This window comes from Variovorax raffinosi, assembly GCF_051216615.1.
Taxonomy (GTDB): domain Bacteria; phylum Pseudomonadota; class Gammaproteobacteria; order Burkholderiales; family Burkholderiaceae_C; genus Variovorax.
Window position 1 is genome coordinate 41,749 of record NZ_JBPJZR010000009.1, and the last position, 24,119, is coordinate 65,867.

Here is a 24,119-nt window from a genome sequence, read left to right on the forward strand (position 1 = left end):
CGCAGGGGCCCAGGAGCTAAGGGAAACCCCGTCCTGCGGGCCCCCGTGCCATCGGGATACTCCGGTTGTTACACCACGGACATCCGAAGCGGGTCCATTCCAAAGGCACAACAACCCATGGCAGGCAAAAACTCGCTCCACCCGATCCCGCATCCGGCGAAGAAACCCTTCGTCGGGAACCTGCTGTCGATCGGCTCCGACTCTCCCGTGCTCGACATGTGGAAGATCGCGCAAGACCTCGGTGGCATCTACTGGCTCGACATGCCGGGCATGCCGGTGATCGTGGTGTCGTCGCCCGCGCTGGTCGACGAACTCTGCGAAGAGGCACGCTTCGACAAAAGTACACGCGGTGCATTGCGACGATTGCGCGCCGCGTCGCACGGGCTCTTCACCTCCGACACGCATGAAGAGACCTGGTCGAAGCCGCACAACATCCTGCTGGCCAACTTCAGCCAGCGCGCGATGCAGGCCTACCACCCGATGATGCTGGACATCGCGAGCCAGCTGGTCACCAAGTGGGAGCGCCTGAACTTCGACGAAGAGGTGGACGTGGTACGCGACATGACCGCGCTCACGCTCGACACCATCGGCCTGTGCGGCTTCGGCTACCGCTTCAACTCGTTCTACCGCGAGGGCTTCCATCCTTTTGTCGACGCGATGGTGCGCACGCTGGAGACGGTGCAGAACCGGCGCGGCCTGCCGCTCGAAGAACTGATGCTGAAGAAGGAGCTTGCACAGCAGCGCAAGGACATCCGCTTCATGCACAAGATGGTGGAAGACATCATCGAAGAGCGCCGCGCAAGCGGTGCCGACATCGCCACCAAGCCCGACCTGCTGAGCTACATGATCGCGGGCGTGGACAAGAAGAGCGGCGAGAAGCTCGACGACAAGATGATCCGCGACGAGTGCATCGAATTCCTCATCGCAGGGCATGAAACCACCAGCGGCCTGCTGTCCTTTGCCACCTACTTCCTGCTGAAGAACCCCGAAGCGCTGGCCAAGGCGCAGGCCGAGGTCGACAGCGTGTTCGGCCCCGACACCACGCAAAAGCCGACCTATGCGCAGGTCAATCGCCTGCAGTACGTGATGCAGGTGCTGAAGGAGGCGCTGCGCCTGTACCCGACGGCGCCGGCCATCGCGATGCGCGCGAAGGAAGACACGACCATCGGCGGCCAGTACACGATCAAGAAGAAGAACATGGTCATCATGCATGCGCTGGCGCTGCACCGTGACAAGGGCATCTGGGGCGAGGACGCCGACGAGTTCAACCCCGACCACTTCAGCCGCGAAGCCGAGCGCGAGCGGCCGGTGAATGCCTTCAAGCCCTTCGGCAACGGGCAGCGCGCGTGCATCGGCCGGCAGTTCGCGCTGCAAGAGGCGGTGCTCACGCTGGGCATGATCCTGCAGCGCTTCAACCTCGTCGACCACACGAACTACAAGCTGAAGATCAAGGAAGCGCTGACGATCAAGCCCGAGGGTTTCAAGATCAAGGCGCTGCTGCGCGACCCGGCCACGCGCCCGCGCAACCACTTGGCCGACGCGACGGCCGCGCCCGTGCAACCCACGCAGCCGGCCGCGCGCAAGCCGCAGGCGGCACGCCATGGCACCTCGCTGCTGGTGCTGCAGGGCTCCAACCTCGGCACGGCCGAAGACCTGGCGCGGCAACTGGCCGAGGCCGGCGAGCTGCGCGGCTTCTCGACCCAGTTGGCTTCGCTCGACGACTACGCCGAGCGCCTGCCGGCCAGCGGTGCGGTGGCGATCGTCTGCGCTTCATACAACGGCGTGGCGCCCGATAACGCGGCCGAGTTTCATCGCTGGCTCGACAAGGCCGACGATTCGCTCAACGGCGTGCGCTTCAGCGTCTTCGGCTGCGGCAACACCGACTGGGCCGCCACTTACCAGGCCGTACCGCGCCGCATCGACGAACGGCTCGAAGCGCTGGGCGCCACGCGCGTGCATCCGCGCGGCGAAGGCGATGCGCGCGAGGACATGGACGGCGCTTTCCAGGACTGGAGCGACGCGCTCTGGCCCGAGCTGGTGAAGGCCTTCGACATCAAGACCGGTGCGGACACGCCGGCGGAGGCGGAGCCGCTTTACACGCTCGAAGAGCTGCCGCCGCCGCAGAAGAACGCACTGGTCGATGCGCTGGGTGCGGTGGCCTTGCGTGTCATCGAAAACCGCGAGCTGCAAAGCGGTGGCAGCAACGGCGAGGCCGGGCGCTCCACGCGCCACGTCGAGCTGACGCTGCCCGAAGGCGTGATCTACCGCGCCGGCGACCACCTGAGCGTGGTGCCGCGCAACAGCCCCGCGCAGGTCGAACGCGCGATGGCGCGCTTCGGCTTCGACCGCTCGGCCCACGTGCGACTGCATGCAGGCGCGGGTCGCAAGGCGGCGCTGCCGGTCGATCAGGTGATCGCGGTCGACCGCCTGCTGGGCGACTACGTCGAGCTGCAGGACGTGGCCACGCGCAAGCAGATCGCCACGCTTGCGGCGCACACCGAATGCCCTTTCACCAAGCCGAAGCTGGTGGCGCTGTCAGGCAGCGACGAAGCCTCGCAGGCCGCGTACAAGGCCGAGGTGCTGCACAAGCGCAAGTCGCTGCTCGAACTGCTGGAAGAACATCGCGCCTGCCAGGTGCCGTTTGCGGTGTTCCTCGAAATGCTGTCGCCGCTGTCGCCGCGCTACTACTCGATCTCCTCGTCGCCGACGATGACGCCGGGCCGCTGCAGCGTCACGGTGGGCGTGGTGAGTGCGCCGGCGCTGTCGGGCAGCGGAACCTTCGAGGGCGTGTGCTCCAACTACCTGGCGCGCGCCGAGGCGGGCGACACGGTGCACGGCGTGATCCGAGAGACCACAGCCGAAGGCTTCCGGCTGCCGGAAGACGTGACGCGCCCGCTGATCATGGTCGGCCCCGGCACGGGTCTCGCACCGTTTCGCGGCTTTCTGCAGGAGCGCGCCGCGCAGGTCGAGGCGGGCGAGGCGCTGGGCGACGCCCTACTCTTCTTCGGCTGCAGGCACCCCGAGCAAGACTTCATCTACGCCGAGGAACTGAAGGCCTGGGCCCATCGCGGCGTGATGAAGCTGCACACCGCGTTCTCGCGCTCGGGCGAGCGCAAGGTCTATGTGCAGGACCTGATCCGCGAACAGGCAGCGCATGTCTGGAAGCTGCTGGAAGCGGGCGCCGTGGTGTACGTGTGCGGCGACGGCTCGCGCATGGAGCCCGACGTGCGGCGCACGCTGAGCGACCTGGCACGCGAGCATGGGCACGACAGCACGGCATGGATGGACAAGATGATTGCCGACCAGCGCTACGTGCTGGACGTGTGGGCCGGCACCTGACGGCCGGCACAGAAGGCGGGCTGGCCGCTAGGCCGGCAGCACGGACGCGTGGGCCCCGAAGGTGCCGCGCACCTTCCAGCCCTCGGGGGTCAGGGCGATCACCTGGTCCGACAGGCCATGCGCCCCGGCTTCGGCCTTGACCCGGGCCGCGGCCGAACACATGAGCGCGAGCCGGGTCGTGGTTGAAATGGGCTGGCCGGCAACGGTCAGCGTGGCCTGGCTGTCCATGAAATAGAGCGCGTCCTTGCTGGGCACCACCGCGATCAGCTCGCCCTTGAAGCCTGTCGAGAGCTTCGCCCAGAGGTCCGGCAGCAGCAGCATGCAGGCTTCGAGGCCGTCGCCCGTCACGAGGGCCTTGTACGCCACCAGATCCTGCGTGGCCGCTTTCGAGTTGGCCTTGCGGTGCAGGTTGTCGACCGCCTGCGCATGCAGCCCTTGCGCATCGAGGCCCAGTTGCTTCATGTACCCGTGGGTCAGCGTGGTGCGTTGCGTGGGGAATTCGATGGCGTAGGTCACGCGCAGATCGACGTCTCCGGCGACGGCCCGGGCAACGGGCGTTTGCGCCCTGGGGTGGCCTTCGGGCGTGGTGGCCGTGTCGGGCATGGGTTCGGATTCATGCAGAAAGTCGGGACGCGTGATGCGGGGATAGATGCGAGGCGGATTGCAGTTCATGGCGCCGGGCATTGTTCTGGCGAGCCCTCTTTGCGGCCAGTACGGAAGTCATGAACCGCCATGAAAAAAGCCGGCGGCTGCCGGCTTTGCTGCGGTTCCGTGACTTCCTACACCTCGCGGTCAGGGTCCGGGTACACCAGCGGCCCCAGCAAACCACGATTGAAGGGCTTCCACTGGCCCTCGGGCTGTGCCAGCCGGTCGGCCACCGCGTACAAAACGGCAGGGTGCGCGCCCAGCCCCAGGTGGCTGGCCATGACCTCGATGTTCTCCGACTGCGGGCCGGTCTTCTCGATGCTGCAGCGCCACGCGACCACGCCATCGGTGCGGCTGAAGATCGAGGTGGTCGGCACGGGCGGCGTGGGCTGCACGACCTTCATGCGGCGCGGGTCGTGCGAACTCTGGCCGCTCACGCCTTCGTACACGCGCCAGGCATTCGTCGCACGCGGGCTGCCGGAAAACGGGCTGCCCAGCGTGATCACGTTGCGGATCAGGTCCGATTGCGCCGATGCCAGCAAGCGCGCATAGACGCCACCCAGGCTCCAGCCGATCACGCTGACCTTCTGGCCGCTCTTCTCGTGCAGGGTCTTCAGCAACTGGACCATGCCGTCTTCCACGCCCTCGCGCGGGCCGAGGTTGCGGCCCAGGCCCCAGCCGTGGGCGTCATAGCCGCGGCTGCACAAATAGCGGCGCAGCAGCAGGGTCGATCCATCGCCGGCCACGAGGCCCGGCAGCACGAGCACGGGGTGCCCGTCGCCACGCGGCGTGAGCTGCAGCAGCGGCCACATGGCGATGCCGGCGCCGGTTTCCCAGAGGGCACGGGCCTCGGCCAGCAGGAGCAGGCGCGAAGGTGGCGCGATGTGGTCACGGGTGGCGGTGGTCATGATGGATGTTTCCTTTTTTGGTTTTTATCTTCTTCAAGACGAACTTGAGGCTGCTGGAGCCAATGCCCCGTCGGACAACAGCGACATTTATCCGAGGTATTTGCCCCTCAGGTAATCAAGGTAAGCCCTCGATTCGCTGGAAACATACGGAGAAACCAGCGTGAGCGTGTAGAAAGCCGCCAAACCGGGGTCGGCCTGCGCCAGCGCGTCGCGCCCCGGCACGAGCCGCTCGAACGACAGCCAGCAGGTGGTGGTGAAGACCATCTGCAGCGCCAGGATGCGGGCCTGCTCGGCGCTGGTCTCGATCACGCCCGAGGCCACCAGCCCTTCGCACAACGCCTGGGCCGCGAGCAGGTTCTGTGCGGTGAGCGCCTGCGCGCGCTGCCCGAGCGCCGGGTATTCGCTGGCCAGGAAAGCCATGTCGCGGTAGATGAAGCGGTATTCGTCGATGGCCTCGAAGCGCAGGTGCAGCGCGAGCCAGAGGTCGTCGATGGCCGCAATGGTGGCCGACGAGCCGTTGAGCGCTTCCATGCGCTGCTCGAAGCGCCGGAACAGCCATTCGACGATGAGCTGCTTGGCCTTGAAGTGGTAGTGCAGGTTGCCTGGGCTCATGCCGAGCTCGGCTGCGATCTTGTGGGTCGACACTGCGGCCAGGCCCTGTGCATTGAACAGCGCAAGGCTGGCCTGCAGGATGCGATCGCGCGTGGTGTTGTTGGAACTGGCCACAACCGGGGTGTGCCGTGGGCCGTTCAGCGTTTGCTGCCGCTGCCGCTGCCGCTGGCACGCGGGCCGGCGACGGGCTTCTCTAATTTCGCGAGACGCTCGCGCAGTTGCGCGACCTCGTCGCGCAGTGCCTGCACTTCCTGCACGCTGGGCATGCCCAGGCGCTGCATGGCGGTGGCGACGCGCTGGTCGAACACGTCCTCGAACTTGCGGATGCCGAAACTGTCGAGGCTGGGAAAGCCACGCGTGAGCGCCGCCTTGGCACCAGTGCCAGCACCGGCATCGACCTTGCCGTGCCCGATGCCGAGCAGACCTTCGATCACATTGGCCTGGCGCTTGGCGACGTCGTTGCGCACGTTGTCCAGCGCCTTGAGGCCGGCACGCAGCAGGACTTCGGCCTTGCCGGGTGCGGCGTCGGATTTCTTTGCGGCGGGCGCCGCCTTGCGGGGCGCCGCCTTCTTCCTGGCCACTGGCGCCTTCTTTGCAGGCACCGCCTTCTTCTTCAACTTTGCAGTTTCGTCAGGACGGGTCGCCATGCAGTGCTCCAGATGCCGGAAAAAAGAAAAAGGGCGCCATCAGGCGCCCCCGGGGGTCAGGCTGCCTTGCGGGCAGCAGCGCGGCGAACCGGCTTCTTGGCCGCGGCGACCTTGGCCTTCACGGTACGCACGGGCTTGGCAACAACGGCTTCGCCGCCAACGCGCGCTTCGATCTGCTTGGTGCCGGCGACGATCTTGTCGGCGATCTGCACCGAGACGGTGGCGATCGGCTGGTGGATGGCGCTCAGGGTGTTGATGACCGAGGTGGCCACAGGCGATTCGACGCGGGCCACGCGGCCGGCCACGGTTTCGATGCCGCTGGTGGTGCCGGCGGCAACACGGTCCATCGCGTTCACGATGCGGCTGGTGTCGATGTCCAGGCGCTTGGCCAGGAAACCGTTGATCTTTTCCTGCGCGCCGATCAGGTTGGCCTTTACCTGTTCGCTCACCAGCGGAATCTGGCGGCTGCCCAGGAAGTTGCTGTAGCGCGAAGCGGCGCCGCCCAGCAGGCGATGCACGCCGGTGCGGTAGGCGCCGACCAGGGTCTTGCCCGCGTCGTTGTACTGGCCGACGACGTGGATGGCTGCGGAAGCGATGGTGGTTTGCGTGGTGGACATGGTGATTTCCTTGAAGTTGATGGGCTCGTTCGCGGGGAATCGCGATGGGCCTATCTTCTTCCGCAGGGCCTAGGCCTGGAAAACTAGAACCGTCGGAAATCTAGTCCAACTGCCCCAATTTTCTGCAAGCCGGCCCGCCGATCATGCCGCAGCGGCTCGGGAAGCCCCGCCGCGCTTGGCCGGGGCTGCGGCGGCCTTGCGGGCCGCGGGCTTGGGCGCGACCTTCTTCGCCACGGTCTTGATGGCTGTCCTGGCTGCTGTCTTGGCCGGAGCCTTCTTCGCAGCCGCCTTCACCGGCGCCTTCTTGCGCGCTGCGGGCTTCTTCGCCGCTGGCACGGCCTTGGCGGCAGGCGCAGCAGGCTCGGCCGCCGGCGCAGGGCTTGCCGCAGCCTTCGCAGGCGCGGCAGTGGCCCCTGCGGCGGCCGGGTGCTTGTGCGTCAGCTCCATCAGCAGCTTGTGCTCGGCCAGCATGTAGTCGCCGATCTCGGTGATGTCGGGCACGGCGCGGCGGCAGGCGATCAGGCCGTAGTCCATGCGGCCGTTGTAGCTCTGCACCGTCACGTTCAGCGCCGTGCCATGGCTCGCGATCGACACCGGGTAGTAGCAGGTGACCAGCGCCCCTGCGAAGTACATCGGAAACGGCGCGCCCGCCACGTTGGAGATGGCCACGTTGGCGGCCGGTGGCAGCAGGTTGACGATGCCCGAGCGTCCCACCATCGAGGCGATGCCCGACACCAGCCAAGGCGCGGCGAAGGTCGGGAAGTCGTCCAGGATCACCGCCTTGAAGCGGTTCATCGTCGCCTTCGAGCTGTTCGACGAGGCGTTGATCGCCTTCAGGCGCTGGATCGGGTCGGTGATGTCGGTCGCCAGGCTCACCAGGATCATGCTGGCCTGGTTGTTGGCCGTGTCGTCGCCGGCTTCGCGCAGGCTCACCGGCACGCCGGCCACCAGCGGCTTGGCCGGCAGCTCGTTGTTGTCGGCCAGGTAGTGGCGCAGCGCACCGGCCACGGTGGCCATGACCACGTCGTTGAGCGACACGCCGAAGTGCTTGGCGATGTACTTGGTCTCGGCCAGCGAGATGGTGCGGCCCGCAAAGGTACGCTGGTTGGTGATGGACACGTTGAGCGACGTGCGCGGCGCAAAGAGGTTGAACTTCTTCGACGCGCCGGCCGTGGCTTTCTCGGCCGCTTTTTCATCGGGCTTGGCAAGGCCGCCGATGGCGCGCGCGATGGCCGGCGCCATCTTGAACAGCTTGACGTACTGCTGCGCCGTGTTGCGCAACGCGGCGGTCGCGAGTTCGGCCATGCCGAGCTGGTAGCCGTTGCCGCGCGGACGCGAGCGCGGCGGCTTCACCACGCGGCCGGTGGCCTCGAGGTCGAAGATGGCCTTGCCCACTTCCACGCCGGCCTGCCCGTCGATGCCCGCATGGTGCACCTTGGTGTAGAGCGCCACCTGGCCGCTTTGCAGGCCGTCGATGATGAAGAACTCCCACATCGGCCGGCTGCGGTCGATCAGCGTGGAATGCAGCCGCGCCACGTACTGCTGCAACTGCCGGTTGGTGCCGGGCTTGGGCAGCGTGATGTGGCGCACGTGGTAGTCGATGTCGATGTCCTCGTCCTCCACCCACACCGGGTTGGACATGTCGAAGGGCATGAGCGCGAGCTTGCGCGTGAACACATCGGCCAGGTGGATGCGGCTGGCCATGAACTGCTTGGCGTCTTCGTAGAAGTCGCCCTTGTAGCCCTTGGGCAGGTCCAGCACGTTGAGCGAGCCCACGTGCATCGGCATCTCTGGTGTTTCCAGGTGCAGGAAGGTGGCATCAAGTCCGCTCAGGTGTTTCATGTGTTGTGTCTCCTTGGTGGGGCATGCGCCGATTGGCAGGATACCGTGCACACCGCGTTTAGGGGCCTCGCCTTCTTCAGTGTTTCCACCGGGGGGAAGGCACCGGCGGGACAGGGGTTTGCCCCAAGTAATGCCAAAGTGCCCGTCGTGCGTTGGCACAAACGCCGGGCGCTATCGATCGGGCTACAGCGCGGGCCCGGACAAAGGCTCACAGACCTTTCTTTCACGGGGGCTTCGTACACTGGCCCCATGACACAAAGCCTCCCTCCGCAGCAGCAAGCCCCGCAGCAAGACGACCAACACCTCTGGCTCGAAGACATCGACGGCGATGCGCAACTGGCCTGGGCCCGGCAGGAGAACGCGAAGACCGTGCAGGCCCATGCGCAGTCGCCCGCGTTCAAGGCACTTGAGCAGGGCATCCTCGAAGTGCTCGACTCCGACGAGCGCATTCCCATGGTCCGCAAGATCGGCCCCGGCTACTACAACTTCTGGCGCGACAAGACGCATCCGAAGGGCCTCTGGCGCCGCACCACGCTGGCCGAATACCGCAAGCCGCAGCCCGCATGGGAGACCGTGCTCGACCTCGACGCGCTGGCCGCGGCCGACGGCGAGAACTGGGTGTGGCACGGCGCCGACTGCCTCGACCCCGACTACAAGCGCTGCCTGATCTCGCTGTCGCGCGGTGGTGCCGATGCGGACGTGGTGCGCGAGTTCGACCTGGAGCGCAAGCAATTCGTCGAAGGCGGCTTCACGCTGCCCGAGGCCAAGAACCACGTGGGCTGGAAAGACATCGACCACCTCTACGTGGCCACCGACTTCGGCCCCGGCTCGATGACCAGCTCCAGCTACCCGCGCATCGTGAAGGAATGGCAACGTGGCACGCCGCTGGCCAGCGCCGTCACGGTGTACGAAGGCGCGCACGAGGACATGTCGGTCAGTGCCTACCGCGACAACACGCCCGGCTTCGAGCGCGACTTCGTCTCGCGCCAGATCGACTTCTACGACAGCGAAACCTGGCTGCGCGGCAGCGACGGCCAGCTCGTCAAGATCGACGTGCCCGACGACTCCAACATGGAAGTCACGCGCGAGTGGATGCTGATCGAGCCGCGCGAAGACTGGACCGTGGGCGGCACGACCTACGCATCAGGCTCGCTGCTGGCCGCGAAGTTCGAGGACTTCATGGCGGGCAGGCGCGAGATCACGGTGCTGTTCGAGCCCGACGACACCACCGCACTGGACAGCCATTCGTGGACGCGGCACCACCTGATCCTGAACGTGATGCACGACGTGGTGAACCGGCTCGAAGTGCTCACGCCGCCGCCCGGCGGCACCGGCGCGTGGGAGCGCAAGGGCCTGGGCGGCGCGCCCGCGCTCTCGACCATCGATGCCGGCGGCATCGACGAGGACGATAACGACGACTACTTCCTGACGGTGAGCGGCTTCCTGCAGCCGACCACGCTCTACATCGGCACCATCGGCCAGGGCGAGCCCGAAGTGCTGAAGGACAGCCCCGGCTTCTTCGACGCCTCGCGCTACAGCGTGAGCCAGCATTTCACGACCTCGAAGGACGGCACGCGCGTGCCCTACTTCGAGATCGCCGCCAAAGACCTGGTCGCCAACGGCAAGAACCCGACGCTGCAGTACGCCTACGGCGGCTTCGAGATTTCGCTGCAGCCCAGCTACAGCGGCAGCATCGGCCGCGCCTGGCTCGACCAGGGCGGCGTGTACGTCATTGCCAACATCCGTGGCGGCGGCGAGTACGGCCCGCGCTGGCACCAGGCCGCACTGCAAGAAAACCGGCTGCGCACCTGCGAAGACTTCGCGGCCGTGTCCGAAGACCTGTTCGCGCGCAACATCACATCGCCCGCGCACCTGGGCGCGATGGGCGGCAGCAACGGCGGCCTGCTGATGGGCAACATGCTCACGCTGTACCCGCAGCTCTACGGCGCCATCGTGAGCGAGGTGGCGCTGCTGGACATGAAGCGCTACACGCATCTGTCGGCCGGCGCATCGTGGATCGCCGAGTACGGCGACCCGGACCAGCCCGAAGAGTGGGAATGGATCAAAGCCTTCTCGCCTTATGAGAACGCGAAGCCGGGCCAGGCGTATCCGCCCGCCCTCTTCACCACCTCGACGCGCGACGACCGCGTGGGCCCGGTGCATGCGCGCAAGATGCACGCGAAGATGGTCGGCCTTGGATACGACAGCAGCTTCTACGAGAACATGGAAGGCGGCCACAGCGCGGCGACGGACAACAAGGAATCGGCCTTCATGGATGCGCTGGGCTACGCGTACCTGTGGCATCACATCCGATAGGCCAATAGAGCAATTGAGCAATTGAGCAATAGACCGATGGAGCGCCCCCGGCCTACTTCATGAAGACAGGCTCCACGACCTGCCCGCTGCCGTAGCCGTCGTCATCCTCGAAGCGCTGGTAGCGGCGCCGCTCCTGCCGATCCAGCCGCTCGCGCAGTTCGTCGCAGGTCACGGGGCGACCGGTGCTGTAGCGGCCGTCCTGGCAGGGGTCGGAGGGCCGGCGCCCCGGATCGTCGAAGCGACGATGGCGGCGCTCCCAGGCTTCGTCGCGGTCCATCTGCCGCAGAAGCTCGCCGCAGTTCATGGCCCTGCCATAGCTGTTGCGGCCATCGCGGCAAGGGTCGTAGGCGGGAGGCTCGCGGTCGAAGACCGACACCACTTCGGCCATCGCCGCGGAGGCGAACCACAACACCGCCGCCAGGACGACCACCTCCAGAAGCTCGACCGTATAGAAGCTGCGCATGCTGTCTGTCCTCCGCGCCCGGTGGGCGTCGTTCGTTGGCAATGCGGCGGATCTTGTTCCACGAACATGGTGTGAACATGACGTCGATATTGGTGAACCGACGCAATACTGATGCAATGCGGCCTGCCTAAAGTGCGGCACGCCGGGGCTCCGGCGATGCAGCTTTTTTGGAAGGACAAGCACGGTGCGCATCCTGCTGGTGGAAGACGAACCCGAAATGGCGTCGGTGCTGCGCATTGCGCTGCACAAGCGCGGCATCCTCGTGGACCATGCCGACACGCTGGCCGGCGGTGCGCGCTACGTCGACGCCACGCCCTACAACGCGCTGGTGCTCGACCGGCGGCTGCCCGACGGCGACGGCCTGGCGCTGGTGTCGAACCTGCGCGCCGCCGGCAACCCCGTGCCGGTGCTGATGCTCACGGCCCGCGATGCGCTGGACGACCGCGTGGCCGGGCTCGACGCGGGCGCCGACGACTACCTGGGCAAGCCCTTCGCGGTCGAGGAACTGCTGGCCCGCATCCGCGCGCTGCTGCGAAGGCCCGCCGAGACGCAAGCGGACGCCCTGCACATCGCGGCGTTGTTGTTCGACTTCGCGCATTGCGAGGCCAGCGTCGCCGGCCAGCGGATGGAGCTGCCGCGCCGCGAACTGCTGGCGCTCGAAACCCTGGTGCGACGCGCCGGCCGCACCGTGCAGCGCGCCGCACTGGAGCGCGCGGTGTTCGGCTTCGACGCGGAGATCCAGTCGAACGCCCTCGACACGCATGTGTCGCGCCTGCGCAAGAAGCTCACTGACAGCGGCGCCGGCGTGGAGATCTGCAGCATCCGCGGCGTCGGCTATCTGCTGCGGCAGCAACCATGAAGCCATCGGCACCGCCCACGCTCAAGCGCCGGCTGATCCGCCAACTGGTGCTGCTGCAGGTCGCCATTCAACTCGTGGTGATAGGTGCGCTGGTGGCGTCGGGGCACCTGGTCGATTTCAGCTCGACGGAGAACACCGTCGAGATCCTGCAGGAGGCTGTGGCGCGCGATGCGACCGGCAAGCTCCACATGCGGCCGACCCGGCGGCTGGTTGCGCTGCGCAAGACCGTGCCGCATCTCTGGTTCTCGATCCGCGACCACCAGGGCGGGCAAGTGCTCGAAGGCCAGATACCGCCCGAGTTCGCGCGCATCGGCGACGTGCTCGATACGGTGCGCCAGGCACGGCTGGGCTGGAACATCGGCGATCCGCCACGGCAGGCTGCGCGCATGCGCTGGGTGGACTCGGCCGCGGGCGACGTGCAGATCCTGACCGGTCCCGACAGCCCCATCACCTGGCGCTACCTGGGCCTTGCGTTGTTGCTGCTCCTGGTCCAGCTGGTGCTGCCGATCATGGCCATCACCACCGCGGCGACGCTGCTGGCCACGCACTTCGTGGTGAAGCGGACCCTGGCCGGACTGAACGCCGCTGCGGCGCGCGCGGGCCAGATCGATGCCGACCAGCGCGGCGTGCGCCTGCCGCTGTCCGATGTGCCGGGGGAGGTGGCCACGCTGGTGGGCGCCTTCAACGACGCGCTGCAGCGGCTCGACGACGGCCATGCGCGCCACGAGCGTTTTCTGGCCGATGCCGCGCACGAGCTGCGCACGCCGCTGGCCATCTTGAACACCCGGCTGGAGAACCTGCCGGACGGCCCCGAAAAGCACCGCCTGCTGACCGACGCCGCGCGCCTGTCGGTGCTGGCGGGCCAGTTACTGGACCTGCAGCGCATGAAGGGCCATGCCGACCGGCGGCAGCGCATCGATCTGGTGGAGATGGCACGCGACGTGGTCGCCGAGATGGCGCCGCTGGCGCTGGCCGCCGGCTACGAGATTTCGCTCGAAGCACAGGCCGCATCCGTCGATGTGGAAGGCGACCGCGATGCGCTGGTGCGCGCGCTGACCAATCTCGTGCAGAACGCCATCGACCATGCAGGCGGCCATGGCGGCGTGGTGGTGCGGGTCGATGCGGCGGGCCACATCGATGTGATCGACGACGGGCCGGGCATTCCGCAGGCACAGCGCGCGCATGTCTTCAAGCCCTTCTACCGCGCGCACGCCACCGGGCCCGGCGCCGGGCTCGGACTGAGCCTGGTGCAGGAGATCGTGCGCGAGCACGGCGGCGATGTCTCGCTGCATGACGCGCCCGACGGCGGCACGCTGTTCCGCATGCGCCTGCCGCTGGCCGGGGCGGACCGCCCTGCATCCTTTCACCACTGAGAGCACCCCAATGAAAACACCGGCTGGCAACAACCGGCGGCTGCCGCTGCGCGCCGCGCTGTCATGGATGCTGTGGCCCGCCCTGTACGGGCTGGGCCTGCTCGGCGCGGGGATGGCCTTCGCAAGCCATGCGCCGCTGCTGTGGTTCAACTTCGTGTACCTGTCGCTGGCACTGGTGATCGCGGTGTTCGAGCGCTGGATGCCGCACGAGCCGCGCTGGCTGGTGGACGACGGCGAGACGCCCTGCAACCTGGCCCACACCCTGCTCACCAAGGGCTCGGCGCAGGTCGCGGCGGCGCTGGCGGCGAGCTTTCCGATGGCCGTGGCGGCGTTCGCGCAGCCTTCGCTGCGCGTGTCGCTGGGCGTGTGGCCCACGCACTGGCCGCTTGTCGCGCAGGTGGTGCTTGCGCTCGTGGTCGTCGAACTCGGGCTCTATGTGGCGCACCGGTCGGCACACGAGTTGCCACTGCTGTGGCGCTTTCATGCGCTGCACCACAGCGTGCGGCGGCTGTGGGTGCTGAACACCGGGCGCTTTCACGTGATCGACAGCGCCTTCAAGGCCGCGCTCGGCCAGATACCGCTGTACCTGCTCGGCGCGCCGCTCGCGGTGTTCGCGTGGGTCGGCGCCGTCACCGCCGTGACCGGCCTGCTGACCCACTGCAACATCGAGATGCGCACCGGCTGGCTCGACCGCGTCTTCAGCACGCCCGCGCTGCACCGCTGGCACCACTCCCGGGTGCTGGAGGAAGGCAACCGCAACTATGGCGAGAACATCGTGCTGTGGGACCTGCTGTTCGGCACCTACCTGCGGCCCGAGCGCCGGCCGCCGGCGGACATCGGCATCGACGGCCATGTCGCGGCGGGCTTCCTGGCGCAGTTGGTGCAGCCGCTGACGGCCACGGGCGTGCAGCAGATCATGGGCATGCCGCCGGTTCATCGGCACAATCGGCCATCCCGTTCCCCGCAGGCGGGGGACTCCACCGGCAGCACCTGAGAGCCCGCCCATGAACACCACCCTCGAACTGATTGGCGCGCCGACCGACATCGGCGCCAGCGTGCGCGGCGCCGGCATGGGGCCCGACGCGCTGCGCGTGGCGGGCCTGCCGGAAGCGCTGGCGCGGCAGGGCTTCGAGATCATCGACCGCGGCAACCTCGCGGGCCCGGCCACGCCTTGGGCGCCACCGGCGAACGGCTTGCGCCACCTCGACGAAGTGATCGCCTGGAACCGCTCGGTCTATGCGGCGGTCGATGCGGCGCTGGGCGCTGGCAACGTGCCGCTGATGATGGGCGGCGACCACTGCCTGGCCATCGGCTCCATCAGCGCGGTGGCGTGGCACGCACGCAAGCGCGGCAAGAAGCTGCGCGTGCTGTGGCTCGATGCGCACTCCGACGTCAACACCGAAACCACCAGCCCCAGCGGCAACCTGCACGGCATGCCGGTGTCGTGCCTGCTGGGCCACGGGCCCGCGGTGCTCACGGGCTGGAGCGGCGAGCGCGCGGCGCTGGAGCACGACGCCATCCGCTTCATCGGCATCCGCAGCGTGGACAGCGACGAGAAGGAAGCCATTCGCACGCTGGGCCTGAGCGTGTTCGACATGCGCCACATCGACGAGCACGGCATGCGCACCACCATGATCGAAGCGCTGCAGGACGTGGACGAAGACACGCACCTGCACGTGAGCTTCGACCTGGATTGCCTCGACCCCGGCATCGCGCCCGGCGTGGGCACCGGCGTGCGCGGCGGCCCGACCTATCGCGAGATGCAGCTTTGCATGGAGATGATTTCCGACACCGGGCGGCTCTGCTCGCTCGACGTGGTCGAACTCAACCCGGCGCTGGATGTGCGCAACCAGACGGCCGAAGTGGCGGTCGAGCTGATCGAAAGCCTGTTCGGCAAGTCGACGCTGGTGCGCTGACGGGTCAGGCGGCGATGCAGCGCTGCATGCGCTGAAGGTCGTCGTGCAGGAGGCACAGGGGCGCGGCCAGCAGTGCGTTCGAGGCGGTGGCCTCTGTTTGATTGCCCTGGTGCTGCATGGCCACCTGATTGAGGGCTGCGAGGTCCGCCTTGCCCTTGCCCTGCAAGGCACCGGCCATGCCGGCCAGCGCGGCGCTCGCGGCCTCTGCAGCTTCACACCAGACAGGGTCGGCACCCGGGTCCGGCATCCGGCGGAACAAGCGGTCCAGCACGATGGCGTCCTGGAAGATCCGCGCCGCGAGCCGTGCCTTGTTCCGATACGCACGTGATGCGCCCGCCGTGGCACCGCGTCGCCACCATCGCGCTTCCAGGTCCGCGCTGCCGGCCAGGATCGTCAGCCGCACCAGCGACGCACGGGTGGCGGCGTTGACGCGTTCGGTCTCTGCTTCGGCGGGCCGGTCCGCCCCGGCCAGCGCGGCGATCCGGCGTGCGATGCCATGCAGCAACGCAGCGCAGCCTTCGTCGAAACGCGGGCCCGCGTGGTACTCGGACGCCACCGTCGAGATCGCCAGCGCCACCCCGACGCCAATGCCGATCTGCACCATCCGCAGCAGCGCCACCTGCAATGCCGAATGACCCGGAATGCCGCCGGCCGACAGGATGATCAACGCCGCCACGGGCGCGCTGCGCAAGCCCGGCACGGCGGCACCGGCGAAAGCCAGCAGCATGACGATGCCCAGCGTGGTCGCCAGCATCGGCGCACCGTGGTGCTGCAGGTAGACGCCCGCGAGGCCGCACAAGGCACCGATGGCGGTGCCGCGCACGCGATCCCAGCCGGCGTCCAGCGTGGACCCGGCGCTGGGCCGCATGACGATCAGCACGCTCATCACCGCCCAGAAGCTTTCGGGCAGATGCAGGGCCATGGACACCAGCCATGCGACAGCCACGGCGACGGCCAGTTGCACGCCGGGGCGCCATCGGCCATGGCGCCAGAAACCGGTCATGCGTTGCGGGGTGGGTGCGGTGCTCATGAGGACGAAGCAGTGGGCGCCTGGCTGCCGAGCGCGGCGGTGAGGCCGTCGAGCATTTCGCAAGCCTGCAGCAGCAAGGCGCGCTGGTCGGCGTCCAGCGTGGTGCTGATCGCATCGGCCAATGCCGCCTCGCGCGAACGCATGAGCGCCTTGAGCCGCCGCGTGCCATCGGCCGTGAGCGACAGCATCCATTGGCGCCCGTCGGTGGGATGCGGAGCGCGACCGATCCAGCCCTCGGCCTCCAGCTCGGCCAGGAGGCGCGTCAGCGACTGGAGCTTGACCCGCTCATGCGCCGCCAGCGTGGTGGGGGAACAAGGCCCATGCCGATGCAACTGGCCGAGCACACTGAGCTTGGCAATGCTCGGACCGTCGGGCGTGGCGCTGCCACTGCGCAACTGGCGCGCCAGTTGCGCGACCGAATTGCGAAGGCGCGAGGCGCATTGCGCCGGGTTGGGTGAAGTTGAAGCCACGTCCAGATCATAAGACGTGTCTTGGTATCTGGCGCCCGGATTTTCAGCCGCGATTGGGCGATGAGTTCACGGGAAAGGTGATGGCGGGTGCCGTGGCGGGCGCGGTGGTCGGCGACGAAGCGGCCGGCGTTTCGGGTTCGGCGGGCGCTTCGGCCTCGCCCTCCGGGCCTTCGAGGAAGCGGTCGAGCAGCGCGAAGAAGCGGTCGTAGAAGCGCTCGTCGGTCAGCGTTTCGCTGGCCACCTTCACCATCGCATCGTCGCTGCCCGAGAACGGCAGCGAGAGCGATCCGATGGCGCCCACGCCCAGGCTCGCCGAGTTGTTGACCTTCTTGATGCCGTAGCGGTCCTGCAGCGCCGTCGCGAAGGCCACGGTGTTTTGCTGCTTGCTGGCCTTGCCGCCTTCGCGCGCGCAGACGATGCGGAACTCGACCTCGACATGCACCTCGGCCGCTGGCTGGAAGCTCTTGCGCCCGGTCACGAGGTCCGCGTTGGCGGCGGTGATCATGTAGCCCTGGCTCAGCAGCGCGCGGCGCGCGGCCTCGCAGGTCTGGGCCTCGGTCGCTTCGTAGTTGCGCGTGTGGGTGGTGGTGGAGCCGAACTCCTCCGGCTCGTAGTTCACGCGGCGCGAACTGCTGCCGCAACCGGCGAGCACGAGGGCGGACACCAGCCCCAGCAGGAGTGCCGGGGCGCGAAGGGAAGAGAAGGTAGTGAGGTGCATGGTCGGCATGGAACGGCGGCGAATGCTAACCGGCGCCTGTGCCGGCACAGGCTTCGAGCGCGGCCAGGTGCCGTCGTTCCCTGCCGCCGGAAATTCTCAGGACCAGAGCAGCACGTGATGGGCCTTCGCCCGCGTCGCCGCGATCAGCCGCGCATTCGGCGCGTCGGTGCTGGCGACCCAGTCGCGCGCGGCTTCGGCGCTGCGGCCGAACTGCTGGTGGCGCTGCACCAGGCGCTGTTCGCGCACGGCATCGTCGATGTCCACGTACCAGACCTCGTCGAGCATCGCCGCCGCGCCGGCCCACGGGCCGACGTCGTGCAGCAGGTAGTTGCCTTCGGTGATGACGAGTTGGGTCGACGGCAGCACGGCGATGGCGCCGGCAATCGGCTCCTCGATCTCGCGGCGGAATTCAGGGGCGTAGACGATGTCGCCATCGGGGCGCTGCTCGCGCAGGCGCTGCAGCAGCGCGACGTAGCCGGCGCTGTCGAAGGTGTCGGGCGCGCCCTTGCGGTCGGCACGGCCGAGCCGTTGCAGCTCGACGTTGGCCAGGTGGAAGCCGTCCATGGGGACGACCTGCGCGCGGTCGGCGCCCACCGCATGAAGCAGTGCAAGCGCCAGCGTGGACTTGCCGGCACCGGGCGCACCGACCAGCCCCAGCAGCTTGCGCTGCCCGCTGGCCATGAGGGCCTGCAGACGGGCGAGGCCGTCTGCAGGAACGGGAGGAAGCTTCTGCAAGGGGGAGGTGGTCGTCATCCCTCGAGCGTAGCGTCCCCGCGCGTCAAAAAAACATCAGCCCGCCCGACTCCTCGCCGAGCCAGAAAGGCGACTGAAACATTGGCCAAAGGCATCGCCGACGAGGAATTCGTCGAGCGCCGTCAACGCGTGCGGCGGCTGATGCTTCGCCGCTATTTCCGGATCGCGCGGAACGTCAGGCTGATGCGTTCCCCCACGCCTTCAGCCTTGGGAATTGCGTGCAACCAGTCCTGCTGGACAGCGTCCGACATGTAGAGCAACGAACCATGGGGCAGCGGGTATTCGAAGCGCAGGCTGCTGTCGGTCTTGCTGCGATACGCAATGGACCGCGTGGCTCCGACCGACACGATGGCGACACCAGTGCCGGGGACCAGCGCCGTGATGTCGTCGGAGTGGAAACCCATCGACGATGCCCCGTCTGGGTAGAGGTTCAGAAGGCAATTGTCCGGACGAAAACCAAGCTCGGCTTCGATCCCGGCGCACAGGATTTCCAGCTCGGCCGGCATCGGCACTGCCTGGTAGGCGATCTGCGAATAGTCGTAGGGCACGCCGAAGCTGGCGGTCTTGCGTGCACGCATGCGCTCGTCCCACGTCACCGCGGCGCCGAGCCATTCGAGAAGGGAATCGGGCGACGCGACGAACGCGGGATCGAGGTGAATCGGCGGGCCACTCATGGGCCCGCAGGATACTGCGACCGGGGTGTCCCCCGGTCGCAATGCACCCCTTTCAGGGGTACAGGCCGCGTTCCTGACGCGCCATCAGAATCCGCTCGCAAGCCACCGCATAGGTGGCGGTGCGCAGCGTGATCTTGTGCTTGTCCGCCGTGTCCCAGATCTGGTTGAGCGCGTTCATCATGATGCGATCGAGGCGCACGTTGATCTCGTCCTCGTCCCAGAAGAAGGACGAGAAGTCCTGCACCCATTCGAAATAGCTCACCGTCACGCCGCCGGCGTTGCAGATCACGTCGGGCACCACCAGCACGCCGCGCTCGGCGAGGATGTCGTCGGCGGTCGGCACCGTGGGTCCGTTGGCGCCTTCGAGCACCAGCTTGGCGGTGGTCTTCTGCGCACGCTCGGCGGTGATCTGGCCTTCGAGTGCGGCCGGGATCAGGATGTCGCAGGCCGTGTCCCAGAAGGCTTCGTTGGGCACCACGTCGCCGCCCTTGAAGGCGATCACACCGTCCTTGTTGGCGATGGGAATCAGCGTCGCGAGGTCCAGGCCGTTGGTGTTGACGATGGTGCCGGTGTGGTCCTGCACGGCCACGATCTTGGCGCCCGCTTCGGCGAAGAGTTCGGCCGCGACCGAGCCCACGTTGCCGAAGCCCTGCACCGCGATGCGCGCGCCGCGCAGGTCCATGCCCAGGCGGCGCGCGGCTTCGCGGCCGGTGACGAACACGCCGCGGCCGGTGGCCTTGACGCGGCCCAGCGAGCCACCCAGGTGCAGCGGCTTGCCGGTGACGACGCCGGTGGCGGTGCCGCCGGTGTTCATCGAGTAGGTGTCCATCATCCAGGCCATGATCTGGCCGTTGGTGTTGACGTCGGGCGCGGGGATGTCGGTGTGCGGGCCGATGATGATGCCGATCTCGCTGGTGTAGCGACGGGTGATCTTTTCCAGTTCGTTCTGCGACAGCTTCTTCGGATCGACGCGGATGCCGCCCTTGGCACCGCCGTAAGGCAGGTTCACCGCGGCGGTCTTGATGGTCATCCAGGCCGACAGGGCCATCACTTCTTCGAGCGTGACGTCGGGGTGGAAGCGCACGCCGCCCTTGCCCGGGCCGCGGCTCATGTTGTGCTGCACGCGGTAGCCCTCGTAGTGGGCAATGCGGCCGTCGTCCATTTCGATGGGCACGTCGACGATCAGCGCGCGCTTGGGGCGCTTGAGGGTTTCGACCCAGCGGGCCAGCGGGCCGAGGTACGGCACGACGCGGTCGACCTGCGAAAGATAGGTGCCCCACGGGCTGTTCGCGGTCGGATTGACGAAGGAAAGTTTTTCGCTCATGAGAGATCCCTTGGTTGAACGGGTGGCCGCAACGATAGACCTCTCGCGCCCGTCGCGCCATGGCTTATGCGCGTCGCGCTGACGGTTATGCAAGAGACGTTGGACGGGCACATTGCGCCGATGTAATCGCGGCGTGCGCCTGCTGACGCCCTGGGTTCCTAGATTGATCCGGCATGCTGGCCCGAAACCGGCATGGCCGGTTCCATCTGGTGCCGGCGAACAACCCAAGGAGATCTTCTACATGCTGCACCGCAAACTTTTCGCATCGTTCGTCGCCGCAACGGCCTCCGCTGCCGCGCTGGCACCCCTGGCTGCTTCGGCGGCCGGCGAATACCACTTCGCACCGACCGAGGCGGGCGTGACGCGCCATCCCGACCATCTTCAGCAGGAGCCGTCGCGCGACAAGGTGGTGGCCGAGTTGGAGACGGCACGGAAGCAACCCGCCTGGAACATCGTGAGCCGCGGCGCGCCCTGGCCCACGCCCCGCACCGGCCAGCCCGCCACGCGCGAGGCCGTGGAGGCGGAGACCATCAGGGCCATGCGCGCGGGAACGATTCCGTCGGGCGAGCGATAGGCCAGGCATGTCCGGCGAGCCCCGTTTGCCGGACATGCGCAGATGACAAAACTGTCATCAACGGGTTATCGATCGGGTGGATCCGTTTTTTAAAGTGAGCACACCAACCGATCAACCAATCACTCACCACCAAGGATCTACAAATGAAGCAGTCGTCCACCAGCACCCGCCTCCTGACCAGCGCCACCGTTGCCGCCCTGCTGGGCGTGTTCGCGGCACCGAGCTTTGCCGGCAACTACGCCGAAGGTGATCCGCGCCCCGTGGCGACGACCTCGTCGACGACGCGCGCCGCCGTGACGTCCGACGCACAGCAGTGGCTGAAGACCGCGCCCACGCAGGGCTACACCGACGGCATCTCGCAGCAGGCCGCCGTGGTGTCGACGAACACCCGCGCTGCCGTCGCAGCCGACACACGCCTGTGGATGCAGTCGGGCCTTGCGGCCAAGCAGAACAGCGAAGCCGGTGCCGACGTGACGCGGCCGGGCTACCAGCAGGCCGCCGCCGAATACGCGCGGCTGCGTGCCAGCCCCGCATACGGCGCGCTGGTCGACCCGCTGAAGAACCAGCAGGGAACGGCTGCGCCGCAGACCACCGTTCGCTGATGAAGATGAAGGGAATGCGCCGGCCGGCCCGCAAAGGGCAGGCGGCGGGCATTTCCTTGGTTCTATTTCCTATGGCCTGCCTGTGCAGGCCGCATCTTCTGCAAGGAATTGGTTCATGAGCCGGATAATCCTCCGATGCTCGACCTGGACCGCATCGATCTCCGCCTGTTGAAAATTCTTCAGGAGGATGGCCGCATCACCAACCTCAAGCTGGCCGAAGCAGTGGCGCTGTCGCCCACCGCCGTGCTGGCGCGCGTGCAGCGACTGACGCGCGACGGGTTCATCCAGGGCTACGAGGCGCGGCTCGATCCGCACAAGCTGGGCCGTGGCTTCACGGTGTTCGTCGAGGTGCTGCTGGACCGCACCACGCCCAACGTGTTCGACCAGTTCAAGGCCGCGGTGCAGGTGCGCGACGAGATCATGGAATGCCACATGGTCGCCGGCGGCTTCGACTACCTGCTCAAGACCCGCATGGCCGACATGGCCGCCTACCGCGAGTTCGCCGGCACCGTGCTGTGGCAGTTGCCCGGCGTGCGCGAGACGCGGACCTATGCGGTGATGGAAGAAGTGAAGAACAGCGCGCGCCTGCCACTGGGCGTGTGAGCGCGGCCGCGCGCGAAATCCTAGTGGTCTAGGCGGGCTTGCGCGCCCTGCCGCCGAAGATTGCGGTGCCGACGCGCACCATGGTGCTGCCGGCGCTGATCGCTGCTTCGAGGTCGGCGCTCATGCCGAGCGAAAGCGTGTCGAGTTCGATGCCCGCGTTGCGGATCGATTCGAAGAGCGCATGCGCGCGCAGGAACAACTCGCGCTGCGCTTCAAAGTCGGGCGCCGGTTCGGGGATCGCCATGAGCCCACGCAGCCGCAGTTGTGGCAAAGCAGCCACAGCCCGTGCAAGCGCCTGTGCCTCGTCGGGCGTCACGCCGGACTTGTTGGCGCCGCCGTCCACATTAACCTGAAGGCATACATTCAGCGGCGGCAAGTGCGCCGGCCGCTGCGCCGAAAGACGCTCGGCAATCTTCAGCCGATCGATGCTGTGGACCCAGTCGAAGTGCTCCGCCACGGGCCGCGTCTTGTTGCTTTGCAGAGGGCCGATGCAGTGCCATTCGAGGGAGGCGCGCAGATCGGCAAGGGCTTCGATCTTGTCGAGCCCTTCCTGCACATAGTTCTCGCCGAAGGCCGACTGCCCCGCCGCATGGGCTTCGCGCACCGCGTCCGCTGCGAAGGTCTTGGACACCGCCAGCAGCCGCACCCCGGCCGCGTCGCGCCCGGCCGTGTTGCACGCCTGCGCGATCCGGTTCTTTACTTGCTGGAGGTCGTCGCCAATCATCGTCATAATCTTCCAAAATCGTATCAAAACGTCACCAGATCCGAGCCAAGGAACCCCGTGGACATTACCCAATTGCTGGCGTTCAGCGTCAAGAACAAAGCGTCCGACCTGCACTTGTCGGCCGGCCTTCCGCCCATGATCCGCGTCAACGGCGACGTGCGCCGCATCAACGTCGATGCGCTCGATCACAAGGGCGTGCACGCGATGGTGTACGACATCATGAGCGACACGCACCGCAAGCACTACGAAGAGTTCCTGGAGGTCGACTTCTCGTTCGAGATCGACGGCCTCGCGCGCTTTCGCGTGAACGCCTTCAACCAGGCCCGTGGCGCAGCGGCGGTGTTCCGGACCATTCCCTCGAAGATCCTGACGCTGGAGCAACTGAACGCACCGAAGATTTTCGGCGAACTGGCGCTCAAGCCGCGCGGGCTGGTGCTGGTGACGGGCCCCACGGGTTCGGGCAAGTCGACCACGCTGGCGGCAATGGTGAACTACCTCAACGAAAACGAATACGGCCACATCCTCACGGTGGAAGACCCGATCGAGTTCGTGCACGAGTCCAAGAAGTGCCTGATCAACCAGCGCGAAGTGGGGCCGATGACGCTGTCGTTCTCGAACGCGCTGCGCTCCGCCCTGCGCGAAGACCCGGACGCCATTCTGGTGGGCGAGTTGCGCGACCTGGAAACCATTCGCCTGGCGATGACCGCGGCCGAAACGGGCCACCTGGTGTTCGGCACGCTGCACACCTCGTCGGCGGCCAAGACCATCGACCGGATCATCGACGTGTTCCCCGGTGAAGAAAAGGAAATGATCCGCGCGATGCTGTCGGAGTCATTGCAGGCCGTGATCTCGCAGACGCTGTGCAAGACCAAGGACGGCCAGGGCCGCGTGGCGGCGCACGAGATCATGCTGGGCACGCCGGCCATCCGCAACCTGATCCGCGAAGCCAAGGTGGCGCAGATGTACTCCACCATCCAGACCGGCCAGGGCTCGGGCATGCAGACTCTGGACCAGAACCTGACAGACCTGGTGCGCCGCAATACGATCTCTGCCGCCGAAGCACGCGGCAAGGCGAAGATTCCCGAGAATTTCCCCGGCTGATCCAGCCAC

The 24,119-nt window shown here is 67.2% G+C and carries 24 protein-coding genes; 10 read left to right on the plus strand and 14 right to left on the minus strand.

The genetic code is table 11. The features are described from left to right. Positions 1–117 precede the first annotated feature (117 nt). A complete protein-coding gene (locus ACSFB7_RS24435) occupies positions 118–3,339 on the plus strand; it encodes a bifunctional cytochrome P450/NADPH--P450 reductase (protein ID WP_435474794.1) in 3,222 nt (1,073 codons plus the stop codon). Positions 3,340–3,366: 27 nt separating this feature from the next. Here the strand turns inward: ACSFB7_RS24435 and ACSFB7_RS24440 are convergent, their stop codons facing one another. The 6 genes from ACSFB7_RS24440 to ACSFB7_RS24465 form a co-directional block, all read right to left on the minus strand. After that, entirely contained in the window at positions 3,367–3,942 is a 576-nt protein-coding gene (locus ACSFB7_RS24440; RefSeq protein ID WP_435474795.1) for a DUF1444 domain-containing protein, read from the minus strand. Positions 3,943–4,118: 176 nt separating this feature from the next. Further along, a complete protein-coding gene (locus ACSFB7_RS24445; protein WP_435474797.1) occupies positions 4,119–4,892 on the minus strand; it encodes an esterase/lipase family protein in 774 nt (257 codons plus the stop codon). Positions 4,893–4,979: 87 nt separating this feature from the next. Continuing rightward, positions 4,980–5,618 (minus strand): TetR/AcrR family transcriptional regulator, encoded by a 639-nt coding sequence (locus tag ACSFB7_RS24450; protein WP_435474798.1) that lies wholly within the window; start codon positions 5,616–5,618, stop codon positions 4,980–4,982. A 23-nt stretch (positions 5,619–5,641) separates the two neighbouring features. Beyond that, complete coding sequence (locus tag ACSFB7_RS24455; RefSeq protein ID WP_435474799.1) at positions 5,642–6,151, minus strand: phasin family protein; 510 nt, start codon at positions 6,149–6,151, stop codon at positions 5,642–5,644. A 56-nt stretch (positions 6,152–6,207) separates the two neighbouring features. Beyond that, positions 6,208–6,768, minus strand: coding sequence for a hypothetical protein (locus ACSFB7_RS24460; protein ID WP_435474800.1), 561 nt, complete (start codon positions 6,766–6,768; stop codon positions 6,208–6,210). Between the two features lie 141 nt (positions 6,769–6,909). Next, positions 6,910–8,610: a WS/DGAT/MGAT family O-acyltransferase gene (locus ACSFB7_RS24465; RefSeq protein WP_435474801.1), complete on the minus strand. Its 1,701-nt coding sequence runs from the start codon at positions 8,608–8,610 to the stop codon at positions 6,910–6,912. A 249-nt stretch (positions 8,611–8,859) separates the two neighbouring features. On the opposite strand from ACSFB7_RS24465, the gene ACSFB7_RS24470 reads away from it, so the two are divergent. Then, a complete protein-coding gene (locus tag ACSFB7_RS24470; protein WP_435474803.1) occupies positions 8,860–10,926 on the plus strand; it encodes a prolyl oligopeptidase family serine peptidase in 2,067 nt (688 codons plus the stop codon). 52 nt (positions 10,927–10,978) lie between these two features. Here the strand turns inward: ACSFB7_RS24470 and ACSFB7_RS24475 are convergent, their stop codons facing one another. Beyond that, positions 10,979–11,389, minus strand: a complete 411-nt coding sequence (locus ACSFB7_RS24475) for a hypothetical protein (protein WP_435474804.1) — start codon at positions 11,387–11,389, stop codon at positions 10,979–10,981. 184 nt (positions 11,390–11,573) lie between these two features. Here ACSFB7_RS24475 and ACSFB7_RS24480 point away from each other — a divergent pair, with 184 nt between their 5' ends. The 4 genes from ACSFB7_RS24480 to rocF are packed head-to-tail and all read left to right on the plus strand — an operon-like array spanning position 11,574 to position 15,537. Further along, positions 11,574–12,248: a response regulator transcription factor gene (locus tag ACSFB7_RS24480; RefSeq protein WP_435474806.1), complete on the plus strand. Its 675-nt coding sequence runs from the start codon at positions 11,574–11,576 to the stop codon at positions 12,246–12,248. Then, on the plus strand, positions 12,245–13,621 hold the full coding sequence (locus tag ACSFB7_RS24485) for a sensor histidine kinase (RefSeq protein WP_435474807.1): 1,377 nt from the start codon (positions 12,245–12,247) through the stop codon (positions 13,619–13,621). Before ACSFB7_RS24480 ends, ACSFB7_RS24485 begins: the two co-directional genes overlap by 4 nt. A 10-nt stretch (positions 13,622–13,631) precedes the next feature. Continuing rightward, positions 13,632–14,615, plus strand: coding sequence for an ornithine lipid hydroxylase OlsE (gene olsE, locus ACSFB7_RS24490; RefSeq protein ID WP_435474808.1), 984 nt, complete (start codon positions 13,632–13,634; stop codon positions 14,613–14,615). 10 nt (positions 14,616–14,625) lie between these two features. Then, positions 14,626–15,537, plus strand: a complete 912-nt coding sequence (gene rocF, locus ACSFB7_RS24495; RefSeq protein WP_093247203.1) for an arginase — start codon at positions 14,626–14,628, stop codon at positions 15,535–15,537. Positions 15,538–15,541: 4 nt separating this feature from the next. Here the strand turns inward: rocF and ACSFB7_RS24500 are convergent, their stop codons facing one another. The 6 genes from ACSFB7_RS24500 to ACSFB7_RS24525 form a co-directional block, all read right to left on the minus strand. Next, positions 15,542–16,567, minus strand: coding sequence for an FUSC family protein (locus ACSFB7_RS24500; RefSeq protein ID WP_435474810.1), 1,026 nt, complete (start codon positions 16,565–16,567; stop codon positions 15,542–15,544). Continuing rightward, positions 16,564–17,037 (minus strand): MarR family winged helix-turn-helix transcriptional regulator, encoded by a 474-nt coding sequence (locus ACSFB7_RS24505; RefSeq protein WP_435474811.1) that lies wholly within the window; start codon positions 17,035–17,037, stop codon positions 16,564–16,566. The genes ACSFB7_RS24500 and ACSFB7_RS24505 overlap by 4 nt, the downstream gene beginning before the upstream one ends. 43 nt (positions 17,038–17,080) lie before the next feature. After that, positions 17,081–17,764 (minus strand): DUF2242 domain-containing protein, encoded by a 684-nt coding sequence (locus tag ACSFB7_RS24510; RefSeq protein WP_435474813.1) that lies wholly within the window; start codon positions 17,762–17,764, stop codon positions 17,081–17,083. Between the two features lie 87 nt (positions 17,765–17,851). Further along, complete coding sequence (locus ACSFB7_RS24515; protein WP_435474814.1) at positions 17,852–18,508, minus strand: nucleoside/nucleotide kinase family protein; 657 nt, start codon at positions 18,506–18,508, stop codon at positions 17,852–17,854. Between the two features lie 152 nt (positions 18,509–18,660). Further along, positions 18,661–19,182 carry an alpha-ketoglutarate-dependent dioxygenase AlkB family protein gene (locus tag ACSFB7_RS24520; RefSeq protein WP_435474816.1) on the minus strand — a complete coding sequence of 174 codons (522 nt, stop codon included), beginning with the start codon at positions 19,180–19,182 and terminating at the stop codon, positions 18,661–18,663. A gap of 52 nt (positions 19,183–19,234) precedes the next feature. Then, positions 19,235–20,506, minus strand: coding sequence for a Glu/Leu/Phe/Val family dehydrogenase (locus tag ACSFB7_RS24525; RefSeq protein ID WP_435474817.1), 1,272 nt, complete (start codon positions 20,504–20,506; stop codon positions 19,235–19,237). A gap of 241 nt (positions 20,507–20,747) precedes the next feature. Between ACSFB7_RS24525 and ACSFB7_RS24530 the strand changes: the two genes are divergently transcribed. From ACSFB7_RS24530 to ACSFB7_RS24540, 3 genes are all read left to right on the plus strand, one after another. Beyond that, complete coding sequence (locus ACSFB7_RS24530) at positions 20,748–21,080, plus strand: DUF4148 domain-containing protein (RefSeq protein WP_435474819.1); 333 nt, start codon at positions 20,748–20,750, stop codon at positions 21,078–21,080. A 143-nt stretch (positions 21,081–21,223) separates the two neighbouring features. Next, positions 21,224–21,682, plus strand: coding sequence for a hypothetical protein (locus ACSFB7_RS24535; protein ID WP_435474821.1), 459 nt, complete (start codon positions 21,224–21,226; stop codon positions 21,680–21,682). Between the two features lie 135 nt (positions 21,683–21,817). Beyond that, positions 21,818–22,285 (plus strand): Lrp/AsnC ligand binding domain-containing protein, encoded by a 468-nt coding sequence (locus ACSFB7_RS24540; RefSeq protein WP_019657564.1) that lies wholly within the window; start codon positions 21,818–21,820, stop codon positions 22,283–22,285. A 28-nt stretch (positions 22,286–22,313) separates the two neighbouring features. Here ACSFB7_RS24540 and ACSFB7_RS24545 read toward each other — a convergent pair whose 3' ends face one another. Then, positions 22,314–23,015 (minus strand): YggS family pyridoxal phosphate-dependent enzyme, encoded by a 702-nt coding sequence (locus tag ACSFB7_RS24545; RefSeq protein ID WP_435475203.1) that lies wholly within the window; start codon positions 23,013–23,015, stop codon positions 22,314–22,316. Positions 23,016–23,066: 51 nt separating this feature from the next. Between ACSFB7_RS24545 and ACSFB7_RS24550 the strand changes: the two genes are divergently transcribed. Continuing rightward, entirely contained in the window at positions 23,067–24,110 is a 1,044-nt protein-coding gene (locus tag ACSFB7_RS24550; RefSeq protein ID WP_093247214.1) for a type IV pilus twitching motility protein PilT, read from the plus strand. Positions 24,111–24,119: the final 9 nt, after the last annotated feature.